The following is a 21,052-nucleotide window of genomic DNA, read 5'->3' as shown; positions in this document are numbered from 1 at the left end:
CGGCCGGCCCCCGTCACCGTTCGCACGGTCGACCTCGCAGGGTCGGGTCCCCGGCGCACCCGACCTCTGCCGCCTGCGGGTTCGGGTCCGCGGCGCAGCGGCGTCGGCGCCGGCGCCGGCGCCGGCGCGTGCGGCATTCTCGTGCGCCGGCCGCACGCAGCAGCGGGAACCGTGCGGGCGAAGCTGACACTGCGGGCAGTCGCCCGAGGCAAGCCCAGACCAGGGCGAGACACCGCAGGGCGACCAGACCGCCGTCGGCCACGACCACGGCTCTACCTCGGCAAACCACGCCTCTACCTCGGCCGACCAGGGCTCTACCTCGGCCGACCAGGGCTCTACCTCGGCAAGCCCTGCGGTCGGTGCGGGTCAGCGGTTGGGGGTCTCCTCGGAGCGCTGGGCGGCCTGCTGGCCCGCGGAGCCGGCCGCGGTCGGGAGGGGGCGGGTGGCGCCGACGACCAGCAGTCCGACGACCACGGGCACCGCGATCACGAGGAGCGCGGCGCGGTAGCCGACGTGCTCGGCGAGGAACCCGATGAGGGGCGGGCCCATGAAGAACGCGGAGTAGCCGATGGTCGCGACGACGCTCACGCGCACGGCGGCGCGCGCCGGGTCGTCGGAGGCTGCGCTCATCCCGACGGGGAAGCCGAGCGCCGCGCCCATGCCCCACGCGACGACGCCGAGCAGCGCGAGCCAGATGCTCGGCGAGAGCGTGAAGAGCAGCAGCCCGACGAGGGCGAGCGCCGCCCCGAGCCGCAGCACGGTGACGCGGCCGTACCGGTCGAGCAGCCCCGTGCCGAGCAGGCGCATCCCGGTCATGGCCGTGAGGAACACGGCGAGGCCGACCGCCCCCATCGCGTCGGACGTCTCGAAGCCGTCGACGACGGCGAGGCTGACCCAGTCGTTCGCGGCGCCCTCGGTGAGCGCGGCGGCGAGGACGACGAGCCCGATGAGGAGCGTGCGCGGCTCGGTCCACGCGCTGAGCGCGCCGCGCGCGTTCTCCGACGCGGTGAGGGGTGCGCCGCTCCCGGCCGCGGCGGCGGGGTCCGCGCCCGCGGCGTCCTCCGACGCGTCGACGACGGCGTGGTCCACCTGCCCGGCCGGGAGGAAGAACCGCACGCACCACAGGACGCCGAGGAGGCTCAGCACGACGGCGGCCGTGAGGTGCGCCTGGACCGGGACGTGCAGCGCGGCCATGAGGGCCCCGACGCCCGCGCCCGCCATGGTGCCGAACGAGAACCCGGCGTGGAAGCGCGGCATGATCGCCTTGCCGAGCCGCTGCTCGACGGCGGCGCCCTCGAGGTTCATCGCCGCGTCCCACACGCCCGTGCCGATGCCGGCGAGGAAGAGCCCGACCCGCACGACGACGTCCTCCCCCGTGGCCACGCCCGTGACGGCGGTGACGAGGCCGACGACGTTGGTCACGGCGAACAGCGTGACCGCCTTCGACGCGCCGAGCCGCTGCACGACCATGCCGGAGAGCGGCAGCGCGAGCAGCGAGCCGACGGCCATGAAGAGCAGCAGGAGGCCCATCTGGGCCTCGGTGAAGCCGAGGGAGTCCCGGACCGCGGGCAGGCGGGACGCCCAGGTCGCGAAGTTGAAGCCGTTGAGGAAGAAGACCGCGAACACGGCCCAGGTGGCGAGCGCGACGACACGACGGTCGGTGCGGGCGGCGGTCATGCGGAGGTCTCCTCGCGACGGTGCGACAGGCGGTTTCGGGGGCGACGGGCGGCGGCACGGCGGACGGTGACGGACGCCCCGGTGCGGGGCGTCGCGCGGGGCCGGCGCGCCCGGCGGGGGCGGTGCGCGTCGTCGGCCTCGTCCGGGACGGCGCCGGTCGCGCCGTCCCGGTCGACGTCGCCCGTGCGGTCGACGGCGTCCACGGCGACCGGTGCGTCGGTCTCGGGTCCATCCTCCACCCCGGACGGCACGCCGTCGTCCGCACCCGCCGGGCGACGCGGCGCCCGGGCGGCGAGCGCGGCCGGGGTGCGCAGGGGCGTGACCTGGCGCGCGAGGAGGACGCTGAGGACCATCGCGGCGACGATGAGCACGAGCGCGTGGCGCGCGCCCATGGCCTCGGCGGCGAGCCCGAGCAGGGGCGGTGCGGCGAGCGACGCCATCGACGCGAACGCGGACACGACGGACACGCGGCTGGCGGCGCGCAGCGGCTCGTCGGACGCGGCGGCGATGCCGACGGGCACCGCGAGCGCCGCACCGAAGCCCCAGAGCACGACCCCGGCCCCGGCGAGCGGGAGCGTCGGCGCGAACCCGAAGAGGAGCAGCCCGGCGATCGACGCGACGCCGGAGGCGCGGAGCACGGTCACGCGGCCGAAGCGGTCGATGAGGCGGGTCCCGGCGAGCCGCATGACCGTCATGGCCGCGACGAACGTGCCGAACACGACGGCCCCGACGGCCTCGGTCTGCGCGAACCCGTCGACGACGGCGAGCGAGAGCCAGTCGTTGGCCGACCCCTCGGACAGCGCGGCCGAGAGGATGACGAGGCCGATGAGCAGCGTGCGCGGCTCGCGCCAGGCCGAGAGCGCCGCCCCGAGCCGCGCGCCACGACGGGCGAGGCGCGCGCGGAGCCCGGCCGTCTCGACGTCGACGACGGCGTCGCCGAGCGCCTCGACCGGGGCGGGAGCGTCCGCCGGGGCGCGCGTCGGGAGCGTGTCGTGGACCGTCGCGGGGATCGCGGCGAGGCGCCAGGCCATGGCGACGGCGCCCGTCGCGACGAACTGGACGAGCACGGGGACCTGCGCGTGGGCGCAGGCCGCGCCGACGAGCGAGCCGACGACGGCGCCGACGGAGAACGCGGCGTGGAACTGGGGCAGGATGGTGCGCCCGACGCGCCGCTCGATGCCCGCGCTCTCGACGTTCATCGGGACGTTGCCGAGCGAGAACGCCATGCCGTTGACGAAGATGCCCGCGGCGAGCAGCGGGACGGAGCCCGTCGCGGGGCCGAGGCCGAGCAGCAGGAACGCGACGCCGAACAGGACCGCGGAGACGGCGAACGCGACGCGGCCGCCGAAGCGCGTGACGAAGGGGCCGGCGGCGGTGACCGTGGCGAGCGCACCGACGGCACCCGCGAGCAGCACGACGCCGAGGTCGGCGGGGGTGAGGCCGAGCGCGTCGCGCACCGAGGGGATGCGCGCGAGCCAGCTCGACATCATGACGCCGTTGAGCGCGAACACGCCCAGCAGGACCCAGCGCGCCCGGGACAGGGCGCGGGGGTCGGACAGGAGGTCGGTCGGTGACTGCGCAGCACCTCCTCGAATCGATTCGATCCGACGGACGAGGGTGCGCTTCGAATCGATTCGAGGCATGGTCACCAGTGTGCGGGTACGCTGGCCGCGCGTCAATCGAGAATCCCGCGCGCGCGGGAGGCAGGGAGCGTGATGAGCGACGACACCCCCGGGAACCGGGAGCCCGCGGCCGGGCCGTCGGCCCACCGCCCCACGCTCGCGAAGGTCGCCGAGCTCGCCGGCGTCTCCGTCTCGACGGCGTCGCTCGCCTTCTCCGGCGCGGGACCGATCACCCCGGAGACCCGGGCCCGCGTGCTCGACGCGGCGAAGGAGCTCGGGTACACGGGGCCCAACCCGCTCGGCCGTCAGCTCCGGTCGGGGCGGTCCGGCGTCGTGGGCGTCGTCGTCGGCGACCAGCTCCGCCGTGCGTTCCGGGACCCCGTCGCCGTCCAGGTGCTCGACGGCCTCGTCTCGACCCTCGGCGAGAACGGCCTCGGCGTCCTCCTCATCCCCGGCATCCCGTCGGACGACCCGGCCCGCGCCGTCGACCCCCTCGTCGAGAGCGCGGCCATGGACGTCGCCGTCCTCGTGTGGGGCGTGGGGTCGGACGACGCGACGCTCGCCGCGCTCCAGCGGCGCGGCGTGCCCGTCGTCATCGGGGAGGGACGCGCGGTCGAGGGCACCCCGCTCGTCGCGATCCGCGACCGGGTCGGGACGGCCGACGCCGTACGGCACCTCGTCGACCTGGGCCACGCCCGCATCGCGGAGGTCTCGCTCCCCCTCGACAACTCCGACCGCAGTGGGCCGATCGACGCGCGGCGGCTCGCCCAGGTGGACCGTACGCCGACGGCGAACCGGCTCGCGGGCGTGCGGGACGTCGTCGAGCCCGTCGCGAGCTGGGAGACCGAGGCGTCGCTCGTCGAGCACGGCCGCTCCGCGACGCTGGCCCTCCTGGGACGCCCGGGCGCGGACGGGTCGACCGAGCCGGCCGACCCCGCCACCCGACCCACGGCGGTCATCGCCCACTCCGACCTGCTCGCTGCGGGCGCCCTGCTCGCCGCGCGCGAGCTCGGCCTGCGGGTGCCCGACGACGTCTCCGTGGCCGGGTTCGACGGGCTCGACCTGCCCTGGCTCGCCCCGGACGTCCTCACGAGCGTCCACCAGCCGCTCGCCCGCAAGGGCTCCGAGCTCGGTCTCGCCGTCATCCGCCAGCTCGCGGGCGAGAGCCCGACGACGGTCGAGCTCGACGTCGAGCTCGTGGTGGGGACGACGACGGGCCCCGCCCCCACCACCTGACACCGGCGGGTCAGCCGAGGCGACCGGGCTGCAGCGGGTTCGCCCGCGCGGCCGCCATGACGTACCAGGACGTCGCCCCGACGTGCTGCACCTGGAAGTACCCGAACCCGAAGCCCGAGTCGAGCAGGCTCGACGCGGCGACGACGCCGCCGCGGTCCGGCAGCGCCGCGCCGCCCATCGTCTGACCGGCGCCGACGCCCTCCTGCACGCCCTGCACCTCGCGCAGCAGACCCTCGGCCCGGACCCGGTCGTCGTCCCGCTCGCAGCCGCGGCGTCCCCGCCGCCGGTCGTCGCGGTTCCCCCGCCCGCGCGCCCCGCGGTCCGCGAGCGCCGACGCGAGCTGCGCCGTGCCCTCCAGCCACACCCCCTGCTGGTGCACCGGCAGCCCGTTGTACGACGCGGTCGACGTGAGGCTGGCGCTCGAGAACGTCACGCCCTCGACGACCGTCCCGGCGGGGAGCTGCGACACGCCCTCGCCCGCGACGTCCCGTGCGGCCAGCGCGTCGTCCGCCCAGTCGAGCGCGCGGGCGTAGCGGCGCTCGCGCAGCGCGAGCCAGCCCCACGTCTGCGGATCGAGCGGGAGCGGGTCCCGGTTGATCTCGGTGCCGTCGTTCGTGCCGGTGTACAGGTAGCCGCCGTCGGGCTCCCACATGCGGTCGACGAACGCACGGGCGTGCTCGGCGGCCCGGTCCCAGCGCCGGTCGCGCGTCACGGAGCCGAGCTGGCGGAAGAACGCGACGCAGTCGATGTTGTGCTCGGTCGAGCCGTTGGGGATCGGGACGTTCGCGCCGTCGACGCCGAACGAGAAGCCGCCGAGGGGCGCCCGGGACCACGTGTGCGCGACGATCCACTCGCCGATCCGCAGCGCGGCGTCCCGGTAGCGCACGTCGCGCGTCGCCGCGTACAGGTGCAGCAGGGCGATGCCGGGCCAGGCCATGTCCCCGACCGCCGTCCCGAGGAAGCCGAACTGCCACCCGACGTTCGCCGTCCCGTCGGGCAGCACGAGGCCGTGCTCCTGCGGCGTGCCGTCGTAGAACGTGTACGGCCCGACGTTGTACGCCTGACGCAGGCGGCCGTCGTCGTGGTCGGGGTCGTTCTCGAGTGCGAACACGAGCCCGTCGCCGAGCGCCCGGGCGCGGTCGAGGTAGCGGCGCCCCGCCGTGAGCGTCGCGAGGACGGCGAGGGCGTTGTCGTAGACGAACGCCGTGGAGAACAGGCCGAGCTGGTCGGCGTAGGACTGCGCGAGCCGCGGGCCGGGGTTGACCTCGGGGTAGGCGTCGGTCGCCGCGGCGAGGAAGCCGTGGGCGCGCTGGACCGACGCCGCGCGGCTCCGCGCCGGGCCACCGGCCGTCTGCCCGACGGCGCCCGCCGCCGCGGGCAGGGTCGCGCCCGGTCGTGCCGCCGCCGGGGTCGCCGTGAGCCCGGCGAGCGCGAGCGCTCCGCCGAGCGCGAGGACGGCGCGACGGTCGAGCCCCCGCGAGGGCGCGGGAGCGGGGTCGAGATCGCGAGGTTCGTGAGGTGCGGCGCGGCCGCCGTGCTGGGTCATGAGCGTCTCCTTCGACGTCGTGAGGTGCGCGACCCACGGTAGTGGGAGCGTTCCCATGGCGAAAGGGGGCGGGCCGTGGCGAACGATGTCGAATCTCCGCTCCGGTCTCACCACGAGACTCAACCTTCCGGAGCGGTCACGCGTGTGACAGTCATGACCGTGAACGCGATCGCCCTCTCGGCCGACGACGAGCCCGACGAGAGCCCACCCCCGGACGCCGTCCTCCCCGTCGTGCGCGCCGTCACGTCGCACGAGCAGGAGTTCAGCGACTTCATGGCGAGCGCCGCGCCGCGGCTCGCGCGCACCGCGTGGCTGCTGTGCGGCGACGTGCACCTGGCCGACGAGCTCGTGCAGCAGGCACTCACCCGGACGTACCTGCACTGGCGCACGGCGCGCGAGCGCGACCCGTACGCCTACGCCCGCCGCACGCTCGCGAACCTGCGGGTCGACACGTGGCGCCGCCGACGCCGCGAGGTGCTCGTCGCCCCGCCCGACCTCCCCGAGGCCGCGAGCGACGCCCGGGCCGACCAGCACGCCGAGCGGGACGTCCTCGTCCGCGCGCTCGCGACGCTCACGGCCCGCCAGCGCCGGATCGTCGTGCTGCGCCACCTCGTCGGGCTGAGCGAGAGAGAGGTCGCGGACGACCTCGGCGTCTCCGTCGGCACCGTCAAGTCCACGGCGTCGCGCGGGCTCGCCCAGCTCCGCTCGGTCCTCGGCGCCGCCGATCCCGCCGACGCGCGGGGCGGCGCGCTGCGCACCGCCCGCCTGCCGCACCACCCGACCAGCGACCAGACCGACAGGAGGCAGCCATGACCGGCACCCTTCCGACCGACGACGAGACGTTCGTCCATGCGCTCCGTGCGCGGGTCGACACGCTCGCCCCCCGCATCGACGTCGACACCGACCGCGTGCTCCCGACGGCCCGTCGCACCCGACGACGGCGCCGCACCCTGGTCTCGGGCCTGTGCGCGCTCGCGGTCGTCGCCGGCGGGGTGGGCGCGGCGAGCTACTGGGCGGAGCCCAGTCCCACCCATCCCTCGCAGCTCGCCCCGGCGAGCGGCGGCGACGCCGCGGCCCTGGGTCCCGACGGGAGGCCGCAGGGCAACGGCCCGGCCGACGGGCCGTACTGGCGGGTCCGGACCCTGACGACCAGCACGGAGACGACCAGCGACGGGCGGACCGAGGAGAGTTCGCAGGGCATCACGTACTGGACCGCCCGCGACCCGGAGGGCGACTCGTACCGAGCGTTCGAAGGCGACGAGGCCCTGGAGCCCTGGCCCGGCTCGACGTTCGGGTCGCTCGTCGTCGACGGGGAGCTCGTCCGGCTCAGCTGGGACGCGCTCGCCACGCTCCCGACGGACCCCGCGGAGCTCGACGCGCTCCTGCGCGACAGCATCCGGGCGGAGCTCGGGTCGGTGAACGAGGACGCGCTCGCCCAGAAGACGTGGAACCTCCTCACGAGCGGGCCCACCTCGCCCGCCGTGCGCGACGGGCTCTGGGCCACCCTGAACGGGCTGACGGGCAGCACCCCGTTGGGTGCCGTCCAGGACACGCAGGGTCGCACCGGAGAGGGTCTCGAGTGGGTGGGCGAGGACCAGAGCAACCGGATCGTGCGCCTCGTCTACGACACCACCGAGCACCGCTTCCTCGAGCTCACCTTCGACGTCGACCTCGGCACGTCCGGCTCCGAGCCCACCGCCGACGACCCGACCGCGGGGACGAGCGACGAGGGTGCCGCGCTGCAGCACGTCGTGGAGCACACCACGTACCTCGACGAGGGGGAGGTCGCCGGGCCACCCCGGGAGAGCGGCGGCCCCGACTGCTGGGAGACCTGCTGAGTCCGAGCGGGACGACGAGGGCGCCGCACCCGGCCGGGTGCGGCGCCCTCGTGGCGTCGGGAGCGCGGGGTCGCCCGAGGCGACCTCGGGTCAGAGGCGGACGACGGCCTGCGTCTTGCCGAGGACGCGCGCACCCTCGAACGTGACCGTGAGGTCGACGCGGACGGTGCCGGCGTCGGCGTCCACGGCGCCGACGGTGCCGGTGACCTCCAGCGTCGCGACGCCGGGGTTCGGCACGGCCACGGGGCGCGTGAAGCGCGTCTGGTAGTCGACGACGGCGCCCGGGTCACCGGCCCAGTCCTCGACCAGCGCGACGGCGGCGCCCATGGTGAACATGCCGTGCGCGATGACGCCCGGCAGACCGACCTCCGTCGCGAAGGCGTCGTTCCAGTGGATCGGGTTGAAGTCGCCGCTCGCGCCGGCGTAGCGGACGAGGCGCGCGCGGTCGACCTCGACCGTGCGCGTCCCGATCACGTCGCCGACGGAGAGGTCGGCGAGGACGGGGCGAGTGACGTCGGTGCTCATGCGCCCTCCCCGCGGACGGCGAGGGTGGAGGTGACGGTCGAGACCGGCTCGGTACCGCCGTCGGGCAGGAGCGCGGCGATCTCGCAGCGCGTGGTGACCATGGCGAGGCCGGCTCGCTCGACGATCGAGTCCACGTGCAGCACGGTCACGAGCTCGTCGCCCGCGACGATCGGCCGGTGGTGCGTGAAGCGCTCGTCCGCGTGGACGACGCGCGAGAAGTCGATGCCCGCCTCCGGGTCCTCGATGAGCTGCCCCTCCGCCCGCTGGGCGACGACGACCGCGAAGGTCGGAGGTGCGACGAGGTCCGGATAGCCAGCACCCCGCGCCGCCACGAGGTCGTGGTGCACGGGGTGGGTGGCGCCGACGGCGCCGGAGAACTCGCGCAGCTTCTCGCGTCCCACCGAGTACGGCGCGTTGGCGGGGTACTCGCGGCCGACGTAGGCCAGGTTGACGCTCACTGCGGTGCGCGGGCGCGGAGCCGGAGGCTCAGCGGGTCTCGCGGTGCGCGGTGTGCTTGCCGCAGCGCGGGCAGAACTTCGCGAGCTCCAGGCGGTCCGGGTCGTTGCGACGGTTCTTCTTCGTGATGTAGTTGCGCTCCTTGCAGTCCACGCAGGCCAGCGTGATCTTGGGGCGAACGTCAGCGCTCTTGCTTGCCACGGTAGTGAGCCACCTCTCGCGCCTCCGGAGGGCGCATGTGCTGTGCAGGTCGCACGACGCCGGCCGCCGTGCGAGGTTGTCGAAAGTGGTAGCGGAGGCGGGGATCGAACCCGCGACCTCACGATTATGAGTCGTGCGCTCTAACCATCTGAGCTACCCCGCCGCGTGACTGAACGCGAGGCCGTCTCGCAGTATTCCAGCAAGACGGCCCCGCGTCACCACAGAGCCCCGAAAGGGAATCGAACCCTTGACCTTCTCCTTACCATGGAGATGCTCTGCCGACTGAGCTATCGGGGCAGCGCGGAAAACTCTACACGGAACACGGCGTCGAACGAAATCGGCGCCGTTCCGCCGTTCCTGGGCCCTCCGGCCTCGCTCTCCACCGGCGCCGCGCGCCGTCCGGGACGACGACGACGGGGCGCCACCCGTAGGTGACGCCCCGCCGTTCCGGTGGCAGGTGAGGGATTCGAACCCCCGAAGGCTGAGCCGTCTGATTTACAGTCAGATCCCTTTGGCCGCTCGGGCAACCTGCCGTGTGGAGTTGTCGCTCGCCGAGAGCGGCTGCACCAGGTGCAGCCCCTGCCGTGCGGGCGTGCCAACGATACAGCCCGACCGGACCAGGTGCGAAATCCGCCTGTGGGCACCCGTCCGTAGAGTGGTGCGGTGACCCACCCCTCCCCCGCGCCGGACCACCTCCCCGGCACCGGGACCCCCGGCCCCGCCCCCACCGCCGCACCGTCCGCGCCCTCTCCGGCCGCGCCGTCGGACCCCCCGCGCGGCGCCCCCGCCCCGACCGACCGCTGGGGCCTCCTGCTCGGTGCCGGCGCGTTCTTCCTCTGGGGCGCGATGCCCCTGTACTTCCCGCTCCTGGAGCCGGCGGCGCCGCTCGAGATCATCGCGCACCGGGTCGTGTGGAGCCTGCTCTTCTGCCTCGTGCTCCTCGCCGCGACGCGCCAGCTCGGCGGGTTCGTCACCGCGCTGCGCACCCCGCGCACGCTCGGCGTGCTCGCCGTCGCGGCCGTCCTCATCGTGACCAACTGGACCGTCTACGTGTACGGCGTGCTCAGCGGCCACGTGCTCGACGCCGCGCTCGGGTACTTCATCAACCCGCTCGTCACGGTCCTGCTCGCCGTCGCCGTGCTGCGCGAGCGGCTGCGCCCGGCGCAGTGGGCGGCCGTCGGCATCGGCGTCGCCGCCGTGGTCGTCATCAGCACCGGCTCGGGAGGGCTGCCGTGGATCGCGCTCGCGCTCGCGGCCTCGTTCGGCCTCTACGGCCTCGTGAAGAACCGCGTGGGCCGGACGGTCGAGGCGCTGCCGGGCCTCGCCGTGGAGACGGCCGTGCTCACCCCCGTCGCCCTGGCGTACCTGGTCTGGCTCGGCACGACGGGCGCCGGCACGTTCGGCGCCGAGGGGACCGGCCACGCGCTCCTGCTGGCGTCCGCCGGGATCGTCACGGCCCTGCCGCTGCTCCTCTTCAGCGCCGCCGCGCGACGGCTCCCGCTGAGCGTCGTCGGGCTCCTGCAGTACCTCGGCCCGGCGCTGCAGTTCCTCGTCGGCCTCCTCGTGTTCCACGAGCCCATGTCGCCGACCCGGTGGGCCGGCTTCGGGCTCGTGTGGGCCGCGCTCGTCGTGCTCTCCGTCGACGGGCTGCGGGCGGCGCGCGCGACGCGTCTCGCGACCCGAGCCTGAGCCCGCTCGACTACGGTGGGACCCAGCACCCGTTCCGGCCCGAGAGAGGACCACCCATGGCCGACTCGTCGTTCGACATCGTGAGCAAGGTCGACCGCCAGGAGGTCGACAACGCGCTGAACCAGGCGGCCAAGGAGGTCGCGCAGCGCTACGACTTCCGCAACGTCGGCGCGTCGATCGCGTGGAGCGGCGAGAGCATCGTGATGACCGCCAACTCGGCCGAGCGCGTGCTCGCCATCCTCGACGTCTTCGAGACCAAGCTCATCAAGCGCGGCATCTCCCTCAAGTCCCTCGACACGGGCGACAAGGAGCCCAAGGCGTCGGGCAAGGAGTACCGCCTCGCGGCGACCCTCAAGGAGGGCCTGTCGAGCGAGAACGCGAAGAAGATCACCAAGATCATCCGCGACGAGGCGCCCAAAGCCGTCAAGACCCAGATCACGGGCGACGAGGTCCGCGTGACGAGCAAGTCGCGCGACGACCTGCAGGCCGTCATCGCGCTGCTCAAGAGCGCCGACCTCGACGTCGCGCTGCAGTTCACGAACTACCGGTAGCGCTCGCCGTGACCCTGCGCGACGGCGGCGCGCCCCCGGTCGCACCGGGTCGCCCTGCCGCGTCGTCGAGCGCGCTCCCGCGCGTCGTCGCGACGGACCTCGACGGCACGCTCCTGCGGTCCGACGGGACCGTCTCGGAGCGCACGCGCGCCGCGCTGCGCGCCGCCGAGGACGCCGGGGTGGAGGTGGTGTTCGTCACGGCGCGCCCGCCGCGCTGGCTCGACCAGCTCGCCGACGTCGTCGGCGGGCACGGGCACGTCATCTGCCTCGGCGGCGCGGCCGTGTGGGACCTGGCCACCGCGAGCCCGCTCGACGTGTGCGGCTTCACCCCGGACGAGGCGGCCGCGCTCGTCGCCGACCTGCGCGCCGCCGTGCCGGGCGTCGCGCTCGCGTTCGAGAGAGTCGACGGGCCGACGTTCGACCCGGGCTTCCGCTCCACCCCGGACGACGACGCGGACGTCGTCGCCGCGGTCGAGTCGACGCTCGCCGCGCCCGGCGCCACCCCCGGCACCGGCCCCCGGCAGCCCGTCGGCAAGATCCTCGCGCGGGACCCCGGCGCGCCGGTCGAGGACGCCCCCGCGACGCAGCCCGTCGTCGTCGCGGACGGGCAGACGACGGCGCAGGAGACGTTCTTCGCGCGCGTGCGCGACGCGGTCGGCGACCGGGCGCACCTCGCCTACTCCGGGGCGGCGGGCCTCGCCGAGCTGCTCGCCCCGGCCGTGACGAAGGACGCCGCGCTCGCGCGCTGGTGCGACCGGCTCGGCGTCGACGCCCGCGACGTCTGGGCGTTCGGGGACATGCCCAACGACCTGCCCATGCTGCGCTGGGCGGGCCGCTCGTTCGCCGTCGCGAACGCGCACCCCGACGTCCTGGCCGCGGCGACCGACCGCACCGCCGCGAACGACGACGACGGCGTCGCCGCCGTCCTCCTCGACGCGCTCGGGGTCAGCGCGCCGGGCGGCGCCTCCGCGCCGTGACCGCCAGCCCGACGTGGAGGGCGACCGCGACGTACGCGGCGAGCAGGCCGACCCAGCCCTGGGCGAGCGCCTGGTCGTCGAGGACGCGCCACGTGCCGACGGCCGCCCCGACGGCGGTGAAGACGCCCACGACGACGTAGAGCGCCGTCTCGCGCGCGACCGGGCCGGGCGCGCGCCGCGTCAGCGCGAGACCGACCGCGGCGGACAGGCACGCGAGACCCGAGACCGTCACGGCGGTGACCACGTCGTCGACGATCCACCCGTGGCCGTGCCGTTGGCGCAGCACGAGCGTGGGCCCGCCGACGGCGAGGAGCACGAGGGCGAGGTCGCGCGCGAGATGCGTTCGGCGGCGGGGCACGGGGTCATCGTGCCACCTGCCCCGCGCGTCGGCGCTGCGCGTCTGCCGCGCCCGTGGCCCCGCCCGGCACGCCGCCCCGCGCCCGTCAGTGGTAGGTGATGCCGCCGTAGCCCGGGCCGTGGCCGGCCATCGTCTCGAGCCGCTTGATGCGCTCCGCCATCGGGGGGTGGGTCGCGAACATCTTGGCGACGCCCGCACCGCGGAACGGGTTCGCGATCATGAGGTGCGAGACGTCCACGAGGTCGCGGTTCTGCGGGAGCGGGGCCCGCTGCGTGCCCGCGTCGAGCTTGCGCAGCGCGGACGCGAGGGCGAGCGGGTCGCCCGTGAGCTTCGCGCCGTCCTCGTCGGCGTCGTACTCGCGCGTGCGCGAGATGGCGAGCTGGATCAGCATCGCCGCGACGGGCGCGAGGACGACCATCGCGATCGCCGCGAGCGGGTTGCCGCCGCGGTCGCGGTCACCGCCGAAGATCAGCAGGAACTGCGCGAGCGACGTGATCACGCCTGCCAGCGCGCCCGCGACCGACGACGTGAGGATGTCGCGGTTGTACACGTGCATGAGCTCGTGCCCGAGCACCCCACGCAGCTCGCGCTCGTCGAGGAGGCGCAGGATGCCCTCCGTGCAGCACACGGCCGCGTTCCTGGGGTTGCGGCCCGTCGCGAACGCGTTGGGCGCCTGCGTCGGCGAGACGTAGAGGCGGGGCATCGGCTGGCGCGCCTCCGTCGAGAGCTCGCGCACGATCCGGTACATCGCGGGCTGCTCGAGCTCGCTCACGGGGCGCGCGTGCATCGCGCGGATCGCGATCTTGTCGGAGTTCCAGTACCCGTAGAACGTCGTCACGAGCCCGATGCCGACGAACAGCCACAGCAGGTTCGCCCTGGCGCCGAACAGCGCCCACAGGCCGAGGACGATGGCCCACATGACGCCGAACAGGCCGGCCGTCTTGAGACCGTTGAAGTGCTGACGCCCCACGCTGTGCTCCCTTCCGCGCCCCGGGCACCCGCGAGGTCCGCCGGGCACCCGACAGGCGCCGACCCCGTCGACGCCCACCTGATGAACGCCCGAGGCGACCGTCCCGTTCCCGGGGACGACGACGGCGCCCCACCCGGAGCGGGTGGGGCGCCGTCGTGCTCAGGTGCTCGGGCGCGACCGCCGGGTCAGCCGACCTGTGTCTCGCCGCGCGCCACGCGGATCATGTCCTCGCGCGGCACGACCTTGATGCGCTCGCGCCCGTGCGGCTCGCCGAGGGAGCGCTCGTACGCGTCGAGCAGCTCCCAGCCGGACCACTCGATGTGGTCGACGCCGCGCTCGCGGAGGAACTCCACGACGGCCTCGGGGTCCCCGAGCGGGGCGACGCGCCCCGCCGCGAGGTCCGCGGCCGCGACGTCGCCGCCGTCGCCCGCACCGGTGACGTCCTCGACGAGGTGGCGGATCGTCTCGGAGGCGTCCGACTTGGTGTGGCCGATGAGGCCGACGGGGCCGCGCTTGATCCAGCCCGTCGCGTACACGCCGGGGATGTGCTCGCCGTCGATGTCGATGACCCGGCCCTCGCAGTTCGGGATGACGCCCTTGAGCTCGTCGAACGGGATCTCCGGCAGCGGCGACCCGAAGTAGCCGACCGCGCGGTACACGGCCTGCACGGGCCACTCGTGGAACTCGCCCGTGCCGGAGACGGTGCCGTCGCCGTTGAGCCGCGTGCGCTCGGTGCGCAGCGCCTCGACCTTGCCGTCGCCGAGGACCGCCGCCGGCGCGTGGAGGAAGTGCAGGTGCAGGCGGCGCGACGCCGTGTTCTCGCTCGGGTCCTTGAGCGTCCAGTCCGTGAGGGTCTTGACGACCTGCTTGGTCTGGTTGGACGAGCTGATGGCCGCCATCGACCCCTCGTCGAACTCGAAGTCCTCCGGGTACACGATGACGTCGACGTCGGGGACGTGGCCCAGCTCCCGCAGCTCGAGCGGCGAGAACTTGGCCTGCGCCGGCCCGCGGCGGGCGAAGACGTGCACGTCCGTGACCGGCGAGGCCTTGAGGATCTCGTAGACGTTCTGCGGGACCTCGGTCGGCAGCAGGTCGTCCGCGTGCTTGGCGAGCACGCGCGCGACGTCGAGCGCCACGTTGCCGGCCCCGAGGACCGCGACCTGCTGCGCCTCGAGCGGCCACGTGCGCGGGACGTCGGGGTGGCCGTCGTACCAGGACACGAAGTCGGCCGCGCCGTACGAGCCCGGCAGGTCGATGCCCTCGATCGGCAGGGCCGCGTCGCGGATCGATCCCGTGGAGAAGATCACCGCGTCGTAGTACTGGCGCAGGTCGTCCAGCTTGAGGTCGACGCCGTAGTCCACGTTCGCGAGCAGGCGGATGTCGCCGCGGCTCAGCACCTTGTGGAGCGCCACGATGATCTGCTTGATGCGCGGGTGGTCCGGCGCGACGCCGTAGCGCACGAGGCCGAACGGCGCAGGCAGACGCTCGAACAGGTCGATGCTCACGTCGAGGTCGGTCTTGGACAGGATGTCCGCGGCGTAGATCCCGGCGGGACCAGCGCCGACGATCGCGACGCGCAGTGGACGGATGCTGCTCACAGGACGGTGCGCCTTCCGGTCGAGGACGGGGGTCTCTCCCGCGCGGCCGACGGGCCGTTCCGCGTCGACCGGAGTGGGTACCGGCCGCAGGAGACCTCTCGATTGTACGACTGGGGTGAGGGTCGCCTCACTCGGGCCCTCTCCTCCATGACCAGGGTCTCACCGGTCTCGCCTGGTGGATACCTCGTCTTGTGATCCGGGCGAATGTAACGCCGGGTCAGCGGTCGACGCGCAGGCTCTCCTGGATCGCGCGGATCTCCGCCGCGGCCCACGGGTGCTGGAGGAGCGTGCACGTCCCCGTCGTCTGGACGAGGTCGGCCACCGGCCCGCGCGGGACGACGACCGTCCGCACCGACTGCACCAGCACCGCTCCCCCGCCGCCCTTGAAGGACGCCTCGACCCACCGCCCCGGCAGGCCGTCCACGTCCACGTCGCCGCCGTCGAGCTGACGCAGCCGCGGCAGCGGCTTGAGCTTGCGCAGCACCTCGGCGTGCGCGTCGTCGAGCGTCTGCTCGGCCCGGATGCGCGAGACCACGACGATGACGTTCGGGTTGAACTCCCCCTCCTCGACCTCGCGCCCGAGCGCGAGCGGCAGGGCGACGTGGGGCAGCGGGACCCAGCGGTCGGGCGCGTCGAGCCGCACCCCCACGGGCGCGGGGAAGTCGTCGCTCGGGTAGCGCAGCTCGGCCATGCGTCAGGTCCTCTCGGTCGCTCTCGTCGCGCGCCGGCGGCGCGGGGCGCGCCAGCAGTCTCGCAGACCGTCGGACCACAGACCGCCCGGCCGCCCGTCAGCGCGCCGCGTCCGACCCCGGGCACACGGAGGGCGCGGGACCCGTCCCGGGTCCCGCGCCCTGCGTGGAGCTCAGCGGATCAGCTGTTCGAAGCCTGCTCCTGCTGCTGCGCGTTCTGCGTGGCCTTCTGGCCCGCGTCCGTCAGCGTCTGCGCGACGTTGTTGAGCTGCGTCTGCGCGGCCGGCCAGTCGCTGCCCTTGAACTGCTGGGCGTCGGGGCCCTCCCACGGCACGCTCTGGATCTGCGAGTTCAGGTTCTGCATGGTCGTGCGGATCTCGTCCGCCTTCTGCTGCAGCGTCTGACCGAGCCCACGCAGCTCCTCGACGTTCGCGCCCCACATGCCACCAGCCATGGTGTTCTCCTTCTGTGTCTCGACCCCCACCCTGCGTGGACGTCGTCCCGTTGTCGATGGCCCTACTCAACCATCGGCCCGCGAGCCCCGTCGATGGGGAGGTGTCCCCATGAGGTCCCCACGGGCGTCACGTCGCTACCGCGGGAGCGCGACGTGCAGCTTGCGCGCCCTCCCGGAGACGACGAGGAAGCCTCGTCCCGGCGGGAAGTCCGCGCGCCGGATCCGGCCGAGACCGGTCCCGAGCAACGTGTCGCCGTCGAGGTCGCCCGGCGTGAGGAGCAGACCGCTGCGACCCGCCTTGAACGGCTGCGCGATGGCCCACGCCTGCCCCCAGGTCGACGACTCGGCCTCGCCCACGACGAGCTGCTCGGCACGCGTGGCGGCCCGCACGAACGCGACGAGCGGCTGCTCCGCCGGCGTCCCCGTGAACTCCGTCACCGACTCGACGAGCACGGTGAGCGCACCGGGCCGCAGCGACCCGCCGTCGAGCGCCTGCGTGAGCGACTCGAGGAGCGTCACGACCTCCTCGGGCGACGTCGCCGCCGTGTCCCACGCGTCGAGCGCCGAGATGCTCGTGCGACGCGGCGAGAGGTACACGACCCGGCCCGCGCGCGCCCGGCGCACCGCCTGGGCGATGGTGACGAGCGCCGTCGTGCGACCGCCCCCGGGCGGGCCCGAGAGCATGAACGTCCCCCGGGCGGGCAGCGCCACCGGGGCGATGTCGAGGTCGTCGAGACCGATGGTCGGCCGGCCCCCCGTGACCTCGGGCAGCGTGTCCAGCGCGAAGCTGTCGGGCAGCCGCTCGACGCCCGGCGCCTGCTGGATGCCGAGGCGCGTCATCGCGTCGCGCAGCTTGCCCAGCTCGCGCGCCTGCAGCGCCACGTTCGGGTCGCCGCCCAGGACCGCGATCTGGACCTCGTTCTCGTCGAGCACACCGCGACCGGGCGGGGACGTGAGCGACAGGACGTCCTTGGGGACGCCGAGCGTCAGGTAGTCGTCCTCGCTCGCCAGGCGCAGCACGAGCCGCTTCTGGATCGTCGACCCCAGCGACGTCGGGACCGACGCCGCGCGGTCGCCCGCGACGACGACGTGCACGCCGACCTGGCGGCCGTCGGTCGCGATCGCCGTGAACGCGCCCCACACGGGGAACGCGTGCGCGGGCCGGAACTCGTAGGACTCGCGGAACGCGCCGATCCCGTCGACCAGCAGCAGGATGCGCGGCTCGTCGGGGGCGTTCGCGAGGCGCCGGTACTCGTCGAGGCTGCCCGCACGGACCGAGGCGTACCGGGCCGAGCGCTCGTCGACGAGGTCGCGCAGCGTGCGCAGCACGCGCTGGACGCGCTCCTCGTCGTCGCCCGCGATGACCGCGCCGACGTGGGGCAGGTCCTCGAGCATGCGCAGGCCGCTCGCGCCCGCGTCGATCGCGTAGACCTGGACGGGGCCGCCGCGCGCCGTGATCGCCGCGGAGACGGCGATCGTCCGCAGGGTCGCGCTCTTGCCCGAGCCGCCCGTGCCGTAGATCGCCATGTTGCCGTCGCGGTCGGGCTCGTAGAAGACCGTGGGCTGCGCCTGGGTCGTCGGGTCGTCCTCCACGCCGAGGAGGAGCATCGTGTCGGTGCGCGGGTTGGGCAGGCGCGCGAGGTCGTAGGTCGGGGCGAGCTCGGCCAGCCAGGGCTTGCGCGGCATCGGGACCGCGGCCTCCGTCGCGGCCCGCGAGATCGTCGCGACCACCCGGGCGATGTCGTTGGGACCCGGGTCGGTGACCTCCTCGACCTCGGGCTCGGGCAGCTCCCAGCGGATGTCGGAGCCGAACGCCATCTCCTGGACGTCGATGCGGGGCCGCTCGGGGCGCGAGGTCGTCCATCCGCCCGCGTAGCCGGTCTGGAACGGCGTGATGCGCCCGGGGCCGGTCTTCACGGCGCCGCGGCCCGGGATCGACGGGTCGAAGTGCGCGGCCATCGGGATGCCGAGGATGTCCGTCGAGTCGTCCTCGTCGGCCATGCGCAGCGCGACGCGCAGGTTCGTGTTCGCGCGCAGGTTGTCCTTGATGACGCCGGCCGGACGCTGCGTCGCGAGGATGAGGTGCAGGCCGAGCGAGCGACCACGCTGGGCGACGTCCACGACGCCGTCGACGAACTCCGGGACCTCGTTGACGAGGGCCGCGAACTCGTCGACCACGATGAGCAGGCTCGGCGGCGCGTCGGGGTCGCCGGTCCGCTCCAGCGAGGCGAGGTCCTTGGCCTTCTTCCGGTTGAGCAGGTGCTCGCGGTAGCGCAGCTCGGCGCGCAGCGACGTGAGGGCGCGGCGCACCAGGTGCGGCGACAGGTCGGTGACGAGGCCGACGGTGTGCGGGAGGTGCACGCAGTCCGCGAACGCGGCGCCGCCCTTGTAGTCGACGAAGAGGAACGTCACGCGGTCCGGGCTGTGGGCGGCGGCCATGCCGAGCACCCAGGACTGGAGGAACTCCGACTTGCCCGCACCGGTCGTCCCGCCCACGAGCGCGTGCGGGCCCTGCGTGCGCAGGTCGAGGTAGAGGGGCTCCGTCCCCGAGTGCCCGACGAGGCCGCGCAGGTTCGTCGGCGCCTTGCGCCGCACGGGCGGCGAGCCGTCGCGCGGCGTCAGGGAGCCGTTCTCGCGCCACGCGTCGATGAGGCGGCCCGGGTCCTCGGCCAGCGCGGTACCCGCGAGCGTGAGGTACGAGACCGAGCGCGGGAGGTCGGAGTCGTCGTCGACGGGCGCGCCGACGTCGACCACCGGGGCCAGGATGCGCGCCACCTCGTGGGCCGTCGCGAGGTCGACCGTCTCGCACGCCACGGGGAACGACAGGCGGCCGACCCGGACCTCGCCGCTCGTGGCGCCCGCGGTGGCACCCGGCGCGGCCGCGGCGTCGACGGTGTCCACGAGGACGAACGTGCGGCACGCGGCCGGGAGCTGCTCGACCGAGGGGGCGACCCAGACGACGTGCACGCCCGCGTCCGCGCCGCGCTCCACGAGGCGCGTGAGGCGCGAGCGGTCCACCGGGGCGTCGTCCTCGACGAGCACGACGACGGTCGGCAGCACCGGCTTGGGCGTGTCCTCGCCCTCCTCGGGGTCGATCGGCCCGCGCAGCTCGGCGTGCGTGTCGAGATCTGCCCCGCGCGCCTCGACCAGGTCCTCGAGCTGCGACAGCAGCGCCTGCGCGGCGCCCGGGTTGTCGGCCAGGTGGTCGCCACCCAGCGGGCTGTGCGGCGACCCGGTGTGCGGCAGCCACTCGAGCCACTCCCAGTCGGCGCGCGAGCGCTGCGACGTCATGGCCGCGAGCACGAGCTCCGACGGCGAGTGCAGGCCCGCGAGCTGGACGAGGATCCCGCGCGCGACGGCGTCGACCGCGGACCCCGCACCGGCGACGCCGAGCGCGCCGTCCGTGCGCAGGCGCGCGACGACCGGGACGCCCGAGATCGTCGCGCACTGGGCGTGCAGCTTCTCCAGCTCGTTCCAGTACTCCGGCAGCGTGTTGTTCTCGCCCGGCTGCTCGAGCTGGGTGCGCGACGGCGCGGCGCCGAGCCCGATGCGGACCGTCAGGAACGCGTCGTGCTCCGGGCGGTGCGTCCACATCAGCCCGCCGAGCCTCCGGACCGCGTCGACCGTGTCACCCACGGACGGAGCCTCCGAGAGGCGCACCGCGCGCTCGACGGCGTGCGTGCGGTCGATCGTCTCGCGCATCGCGACGACCCCCGCCTCGAACTGCTCGCGCTGCGCCTTGAGCTTGCGCCTCGCCTGCACCTTCTGGTCGAGGTAGTTGCCGAGCATGAGGATCGGGCTCAGGCCGACGAAGACGATCGACAGGACGTTGCGCGTGACGGAGTAGAGGATCGCGCCCATGAGGAGCGGCGCGACCATGGCCAGGTAGGGGAAGCGCTGCGGCTCCGGCGGCTGCGGCGGCTTGGGCGCCTTGAGCTTGCGCTCGGGGAAGCGCGCGACGACGCGCGGGGACCGGTTGAACTCGACGACCGGGCTCGTCGGCGCGAGGCTCGTCGTGCGGTGCAGCGCGACGACGGACACGACCGTGCTGCCGATCGTCACCGTGTCCGACGACGTGAGCGTCGAGCGCGTCATGCGCTGGCCGCCCATGACGAGCCCGTTGGCCGAGTTGGTGTCCGTGATCTCGATCGTCTCGCCGACCGTGAGGCGGGCGTGCCGCTTGGAGATCTGCGGGTCGCTCAGCCGGATGTCCATGTTGCGGTCGCGGCCGAGGTAGCTCGTCCCCACGGGCAGCGGGAACTCGCGCCCCGCGTCCGGCCCCTCGAGCACGCGCAGGACGGCGACGGCCGCGCCGCGGTCCTGCCCAGGAGCGTCGAACTGCTCGGAGACGCGCACGATCGACACCGTCGACCCGGACCGCAGCCCCGCCTCGGTGAGGTCGCTCGTCGGGGACAGCACGCGCCCCTGCCCGGACCCCGACGGCGCGGTGCCGACCTGGAGCGTGAGCCGGTCCGGGACGGCGGTGCCCGACCGGGTGGGGTCGCCCGCGAACAGCGCCTCGGCGACGTCGCGCACCGTGGCCGTCGCGTCCGCCGTGACGGCGACGTTGGTCGTGCTGGCGTCAGGGCGGTGCAGCGTGAGCTTGATTCGCACGGAGTTTCCTGTTCAGGTCCGGGGAGAGGGACGGGCAGGTGGGAGGCCGCG

18 protein-coding genes and 3 tRNA genes are annotated in these 21,052 nt (G+C 74.5%); 6 read left to right on the top strand and 15 right to left on the bottom strand.

Annotated features, from left to right (window positions below; genetic code table 11):
* Nucleotides 1-366 precede the first annotated feature (366 nt).
* The gene (locus ABRQ22_RS18535) at nucleotides 367-1,677 is read right to left on the bottom strand and encodes an MFS transporter (RefSeq protein WP_353707783.1); all 1,311 of its coding nucleotides are present in this window, start codon (nucleotides 1,675-1,677) and stop codon (nucleotides 367-369) included.
* Nucleotides 1,674-3,320, bottom strand: coding sequence for an MFS transporter (locus tag ABRQ22_RS18530; RefSeq protein WP_353707782.1), 1,647 nt, complete (start codon nucleotides 3,318-3,320; stop codon nucleotides 1,674-1,676). Before ABRQ22_RS18530 ends, ABRQ22_RS18535 begins: the two co-directional genes overlap by 4 nt.
* A 72-nt stretch (nucleotides 3,321-3,392) precedes the next feature.
* Here ABRQ22_RS18530 and ABRQ22_RS18525 point away from each other — a divergent pair, with 72 nt between their 5' ends.
* On the top strand, nucleotides 3,393-4,535 hold the full coding sequence (locus ABRQ22_RS18525; protein ID WP_353707781.1) for a LacI family DNA-binding transcriptional regulator: 1,143 nt from the start codon (nucleotides 3,393-3,395) through the stop codon (nucleotides 4,533-4,535).
* 10 nt (nucleotides 4,536-4,545) lie between these two features.
* Here the strand turns inward: ABRQ22_RS18525 and ABRQ22_RS18520 are convergent, their stop codons facing one another.
* Complete coding sequence (locus tag ABRQ22_RS18520) at nucleotides 4,546-6,081, bottom strand: Tat pathway signal sequence domain protein (RefSeq protein WP_353707780.1); 1,536 nt, start codon at nucleotides 6,079-6,081, stop codon at nucleotides 4,546-4,548.
* 231 nt (nucleotides 6,082-6,312) lie between these two features.
* Between ABRQ22_RS18520 and ABRQ22_RS18515 the strand changes: the two genes are divergently transcribed.
* The gene (locus ABRQ22_RS18515) at nucleotides 6,313-6,894 is read left to right on the top strand and encodes a SigE family RNA polymerase sigma factor (RefSeq protein WP_353709579.1); all 582 of its coding nucleotides are present in this window, start codon (nucleotides 6,313-6,315) and stop codon (nucleotides 6,892-6,894) included.
* Nucleotides 6,891-7,919, top strand: a complete 1,029-nt coding sequence (locus ABRQ22_RS18510) for a hypothetical protein (protein ID WP_353707779.1) — start codon at nucleotides 6,891-6,893, stop codon at nucleotides 7,917-7,919. The genes ABRQ22_RS18515 and ABRQ22_RS18510 overlap by 4 nt, the downstream gene beginning before the upstream one ends.
* Before the next feature lie 90 nt (nucleotides 7,920-8,009).
* Here ABRQ22_RS18510 and ABRQ22_RS18505 read toward each other — a convergent pair whose 3' ends face one another.
* The 6 genes from ABRQ22_RS18505 to ABRQ22_RS18480 all read right to left on the bottom strand — a co-directional run bounded on the left by ABRQ22_RS18505 (nucleotide 8,010) and on the right by ABRQ22_RS18480 (nucleotide 9,634).
* Nucleotides 8,010-8,444 (bottom strand): MaoC family dehydratase, encoded by a 435-nt coding sequence (locus tag ABRQ22_RS18505; protein WP_253055099.1) that lies wholly within the window; start codon nucleotides 8,442-8,444, stop codon nucleotides 8,010-8,012.
* A complete protein-coding gene (locus ABRQ22_RS18500; RefSeq protein WP_141388455.1) occupies nucleotides 8,441-8,902 on the bottom strand; it encodes a MaoC family dehydratase N-terminal domain-containing protein in 462 nt (153 codons plus the stop codon). Before ABRQ22_RS18500 ends, ABRQ22_RS18505 begins: the two co-directional genes overlap by 4 nt.
* A gap of 28 nt (nucleotides 8,903-8,930) precedes the next feature.
* Nucleotides 8,931-9,101 (bottom strand): 50S ribosomal protein L33, encoded by a 171-nt coding sequence (gene rpmG, locus ABRQ22_RS18495; RefSeq protein WP_021482899.1) that lies wholly within the window; start codon nucleotides 9,099-9,101, stop codon nucleotides 8,931-8,933.
* Nucleotides 9,102-9,187: 86 nt separating this feature from the next.
* A tRNA-Met gene (locus ABRQ22_RS18490) sits at nucleotides 9,188-9,264 on the bottom strand.
* A gap of 61 nt (nucleotides 9,265-9,325) precedes the next feature.
* Nucleotides 9,326-9,398, bottom strand: a tRNA-Thr gene (locus ABRQ22_RS18485).
* A gap of 154 nt (nucleotides 9,399-9,552) precedes the next feature.
* A tRNA-Tyr gene (locus tag ABRQ22_RS18480) sits at nucleotides 9,553-9,634 on the bottom strand.
* 277 nt (nucleotides 9,635-9,911) lie between these two features.
* Between ABRQ22_RS18480 and rarD the strand changes: the two genes are divergently transcribed.
* Genes rarD through ABRQ22_RS18465 form a run of 3 tightly spaced genes read left to right on the top strand, consistent with a single transcriptional unit; the run spans nucleotide 9,912 to nucleotide 12,318 of the window.
* On the top strand, nucleotides 9,912-10,790 hold the full coding sequence (gene rarD / locus ABRQ22_RS18475) for an EamA family transporter RarD (RefSeq protein ID WP_253055140.1): 879 nt from the start codon (nucleotides 9,912-9,914) through the stop codon (nucleotides 10,788-10,790).
* 56 nt (nucleotides 10,791-10,846) lie between these two features.
* On the top strand, nucleotides 10,847-11,341 hold the full coding sequence (locus ABRQ22_RS18470; RefSeq protein ID WP_253055098.1) for a YajQ family cyclic di-GMP-binding protein: 495 nt from the start codon (nucleotides 10,847-10,849) through the stop codon (nucleotides 11,339-11,341).
* 8 nt (nucleotides 11,342-11,349) lie between these two features.
* Nucleotides 11,350-12,318: an HAD hydrolase family protein gene (locus tag ABRQ22_RS18465; RefSeq protein ID WP_353707778.1), complete on the top strand. Its 969-nt coding sequence runs from the start codon at nucleotides 11,350-11,352 to the stop codon at nucleotides 12,316-12,318.
* Here ABRQ22_RS18465 and ABRQ22_RS18460 read toward each other — a convergent pair.
* The 6 genes from ABRQ22_RS18460 to ABRQ22_RS18435 all read right to left on the bottom strand — a co-directional run bounded on the left by ABRQ22_RS18460 (nucleotide 12,287) and on the right by ABRQ22_RS18435 (nucleotide 21,001).
* Entirely contained in the window at nucleotides 12,287-12,676 is a 390-nt protein-coding gene (locus ABRQ22_RS18460; RefSeq protein WP_253055097.1) for a hypothetical protein, read from the bottom strand. The two genes, ABRQ22_RS18465 and ABRQ22_RS18460, sit on opposite strands and share 32 nt — an antisense overlap.
* A gap of 85 nt (nucleotides 12,677-12,761) precedes the next feature.
* The gene (gene htpX / locus ABRQ22_RS18455) at nucleotides 12,762-13,646 is read right to left on the bottom strand and encodes a zinc metalloprotease HtpX (RefSeq protein WP_353707777.1); all 885 of its coding nucleotides are present in this window, start codon (nucleotides 13,644-13,646) and stop codon (nucleotides 12,762-12,764) included.
* Nucleotides 13,647-13,831: 185 nt separating this feature from the next.
* A complete protein-coding gene (locus ABRQ22_RS18450; protein ID WP_353707776.1) occupies nucleotides 13,832-15,244 on the bottom strand; it encodes an FAD-dependent oxidoreductase in 1,413 nt (470 codons plus the stop codon).
* Between the two features lie 217 nt (nucleotides 15,245-15,461).
* Nucleotides 15,462-15,935, bottom strand: coding sequence for an LpqN/LpqT family lipoprotein (locus ABRQ22_RS18445; protein WP_353707775.1), 474 nt, complete (start codon nucleotides 15,933-15,935; stop codon nucleotides 15,462-15,464).
* A 179-nt stretch (nucleotides 15,936-16,114) separates the two neighbouring features.
* Nucleotides 16,115-16,387 (bottom strand): hypothetical protein, encoded by a 273-nt coding sequence (locus tag ABRQ22_RS18440; RefSeq protein ID WP_021482523.1) that lies wholly within the window; start codon nucleotides 16,385-16,387, stop codon nucleotides 16,115-16,117.
* Nucleotides 16,388-16,522: 135 nt separating this feature from the next.
* Nucleotides 16,523-21,001 carry an FtsK/SpoIIIE domain-containing protein gene (locus tag ABRQ22_RS18435; RefSeq protein WP_253055093.1) on the bottom strand — a complete coding sequence of 1,493 codons (4,479 nt, stop codon included), beginning with the start codon at nucleotides 20,999-21,001 and terminating at the stop codon, nucleotides 16,523-16,525.
* Between the last annotated feature and the right edge of the window lie 51 nt (nucleotides 21,002-21,052).

It is taken from the genome of Cellulosimicrobium sp. ES-005 (genome assembly GCF_040448685.1).
GTDB lineage: Bacteria > Actinomycetota > Actinomycetes > Actinomycetales > Cellulomonadaceae > Cellulosimicrobium > Cellulosimicrobium cellulans_G.
Note: the sequence above shows the minus strand (reverse complement) of the source record. Positions and strands in the feature narration are given on the sequence as shown.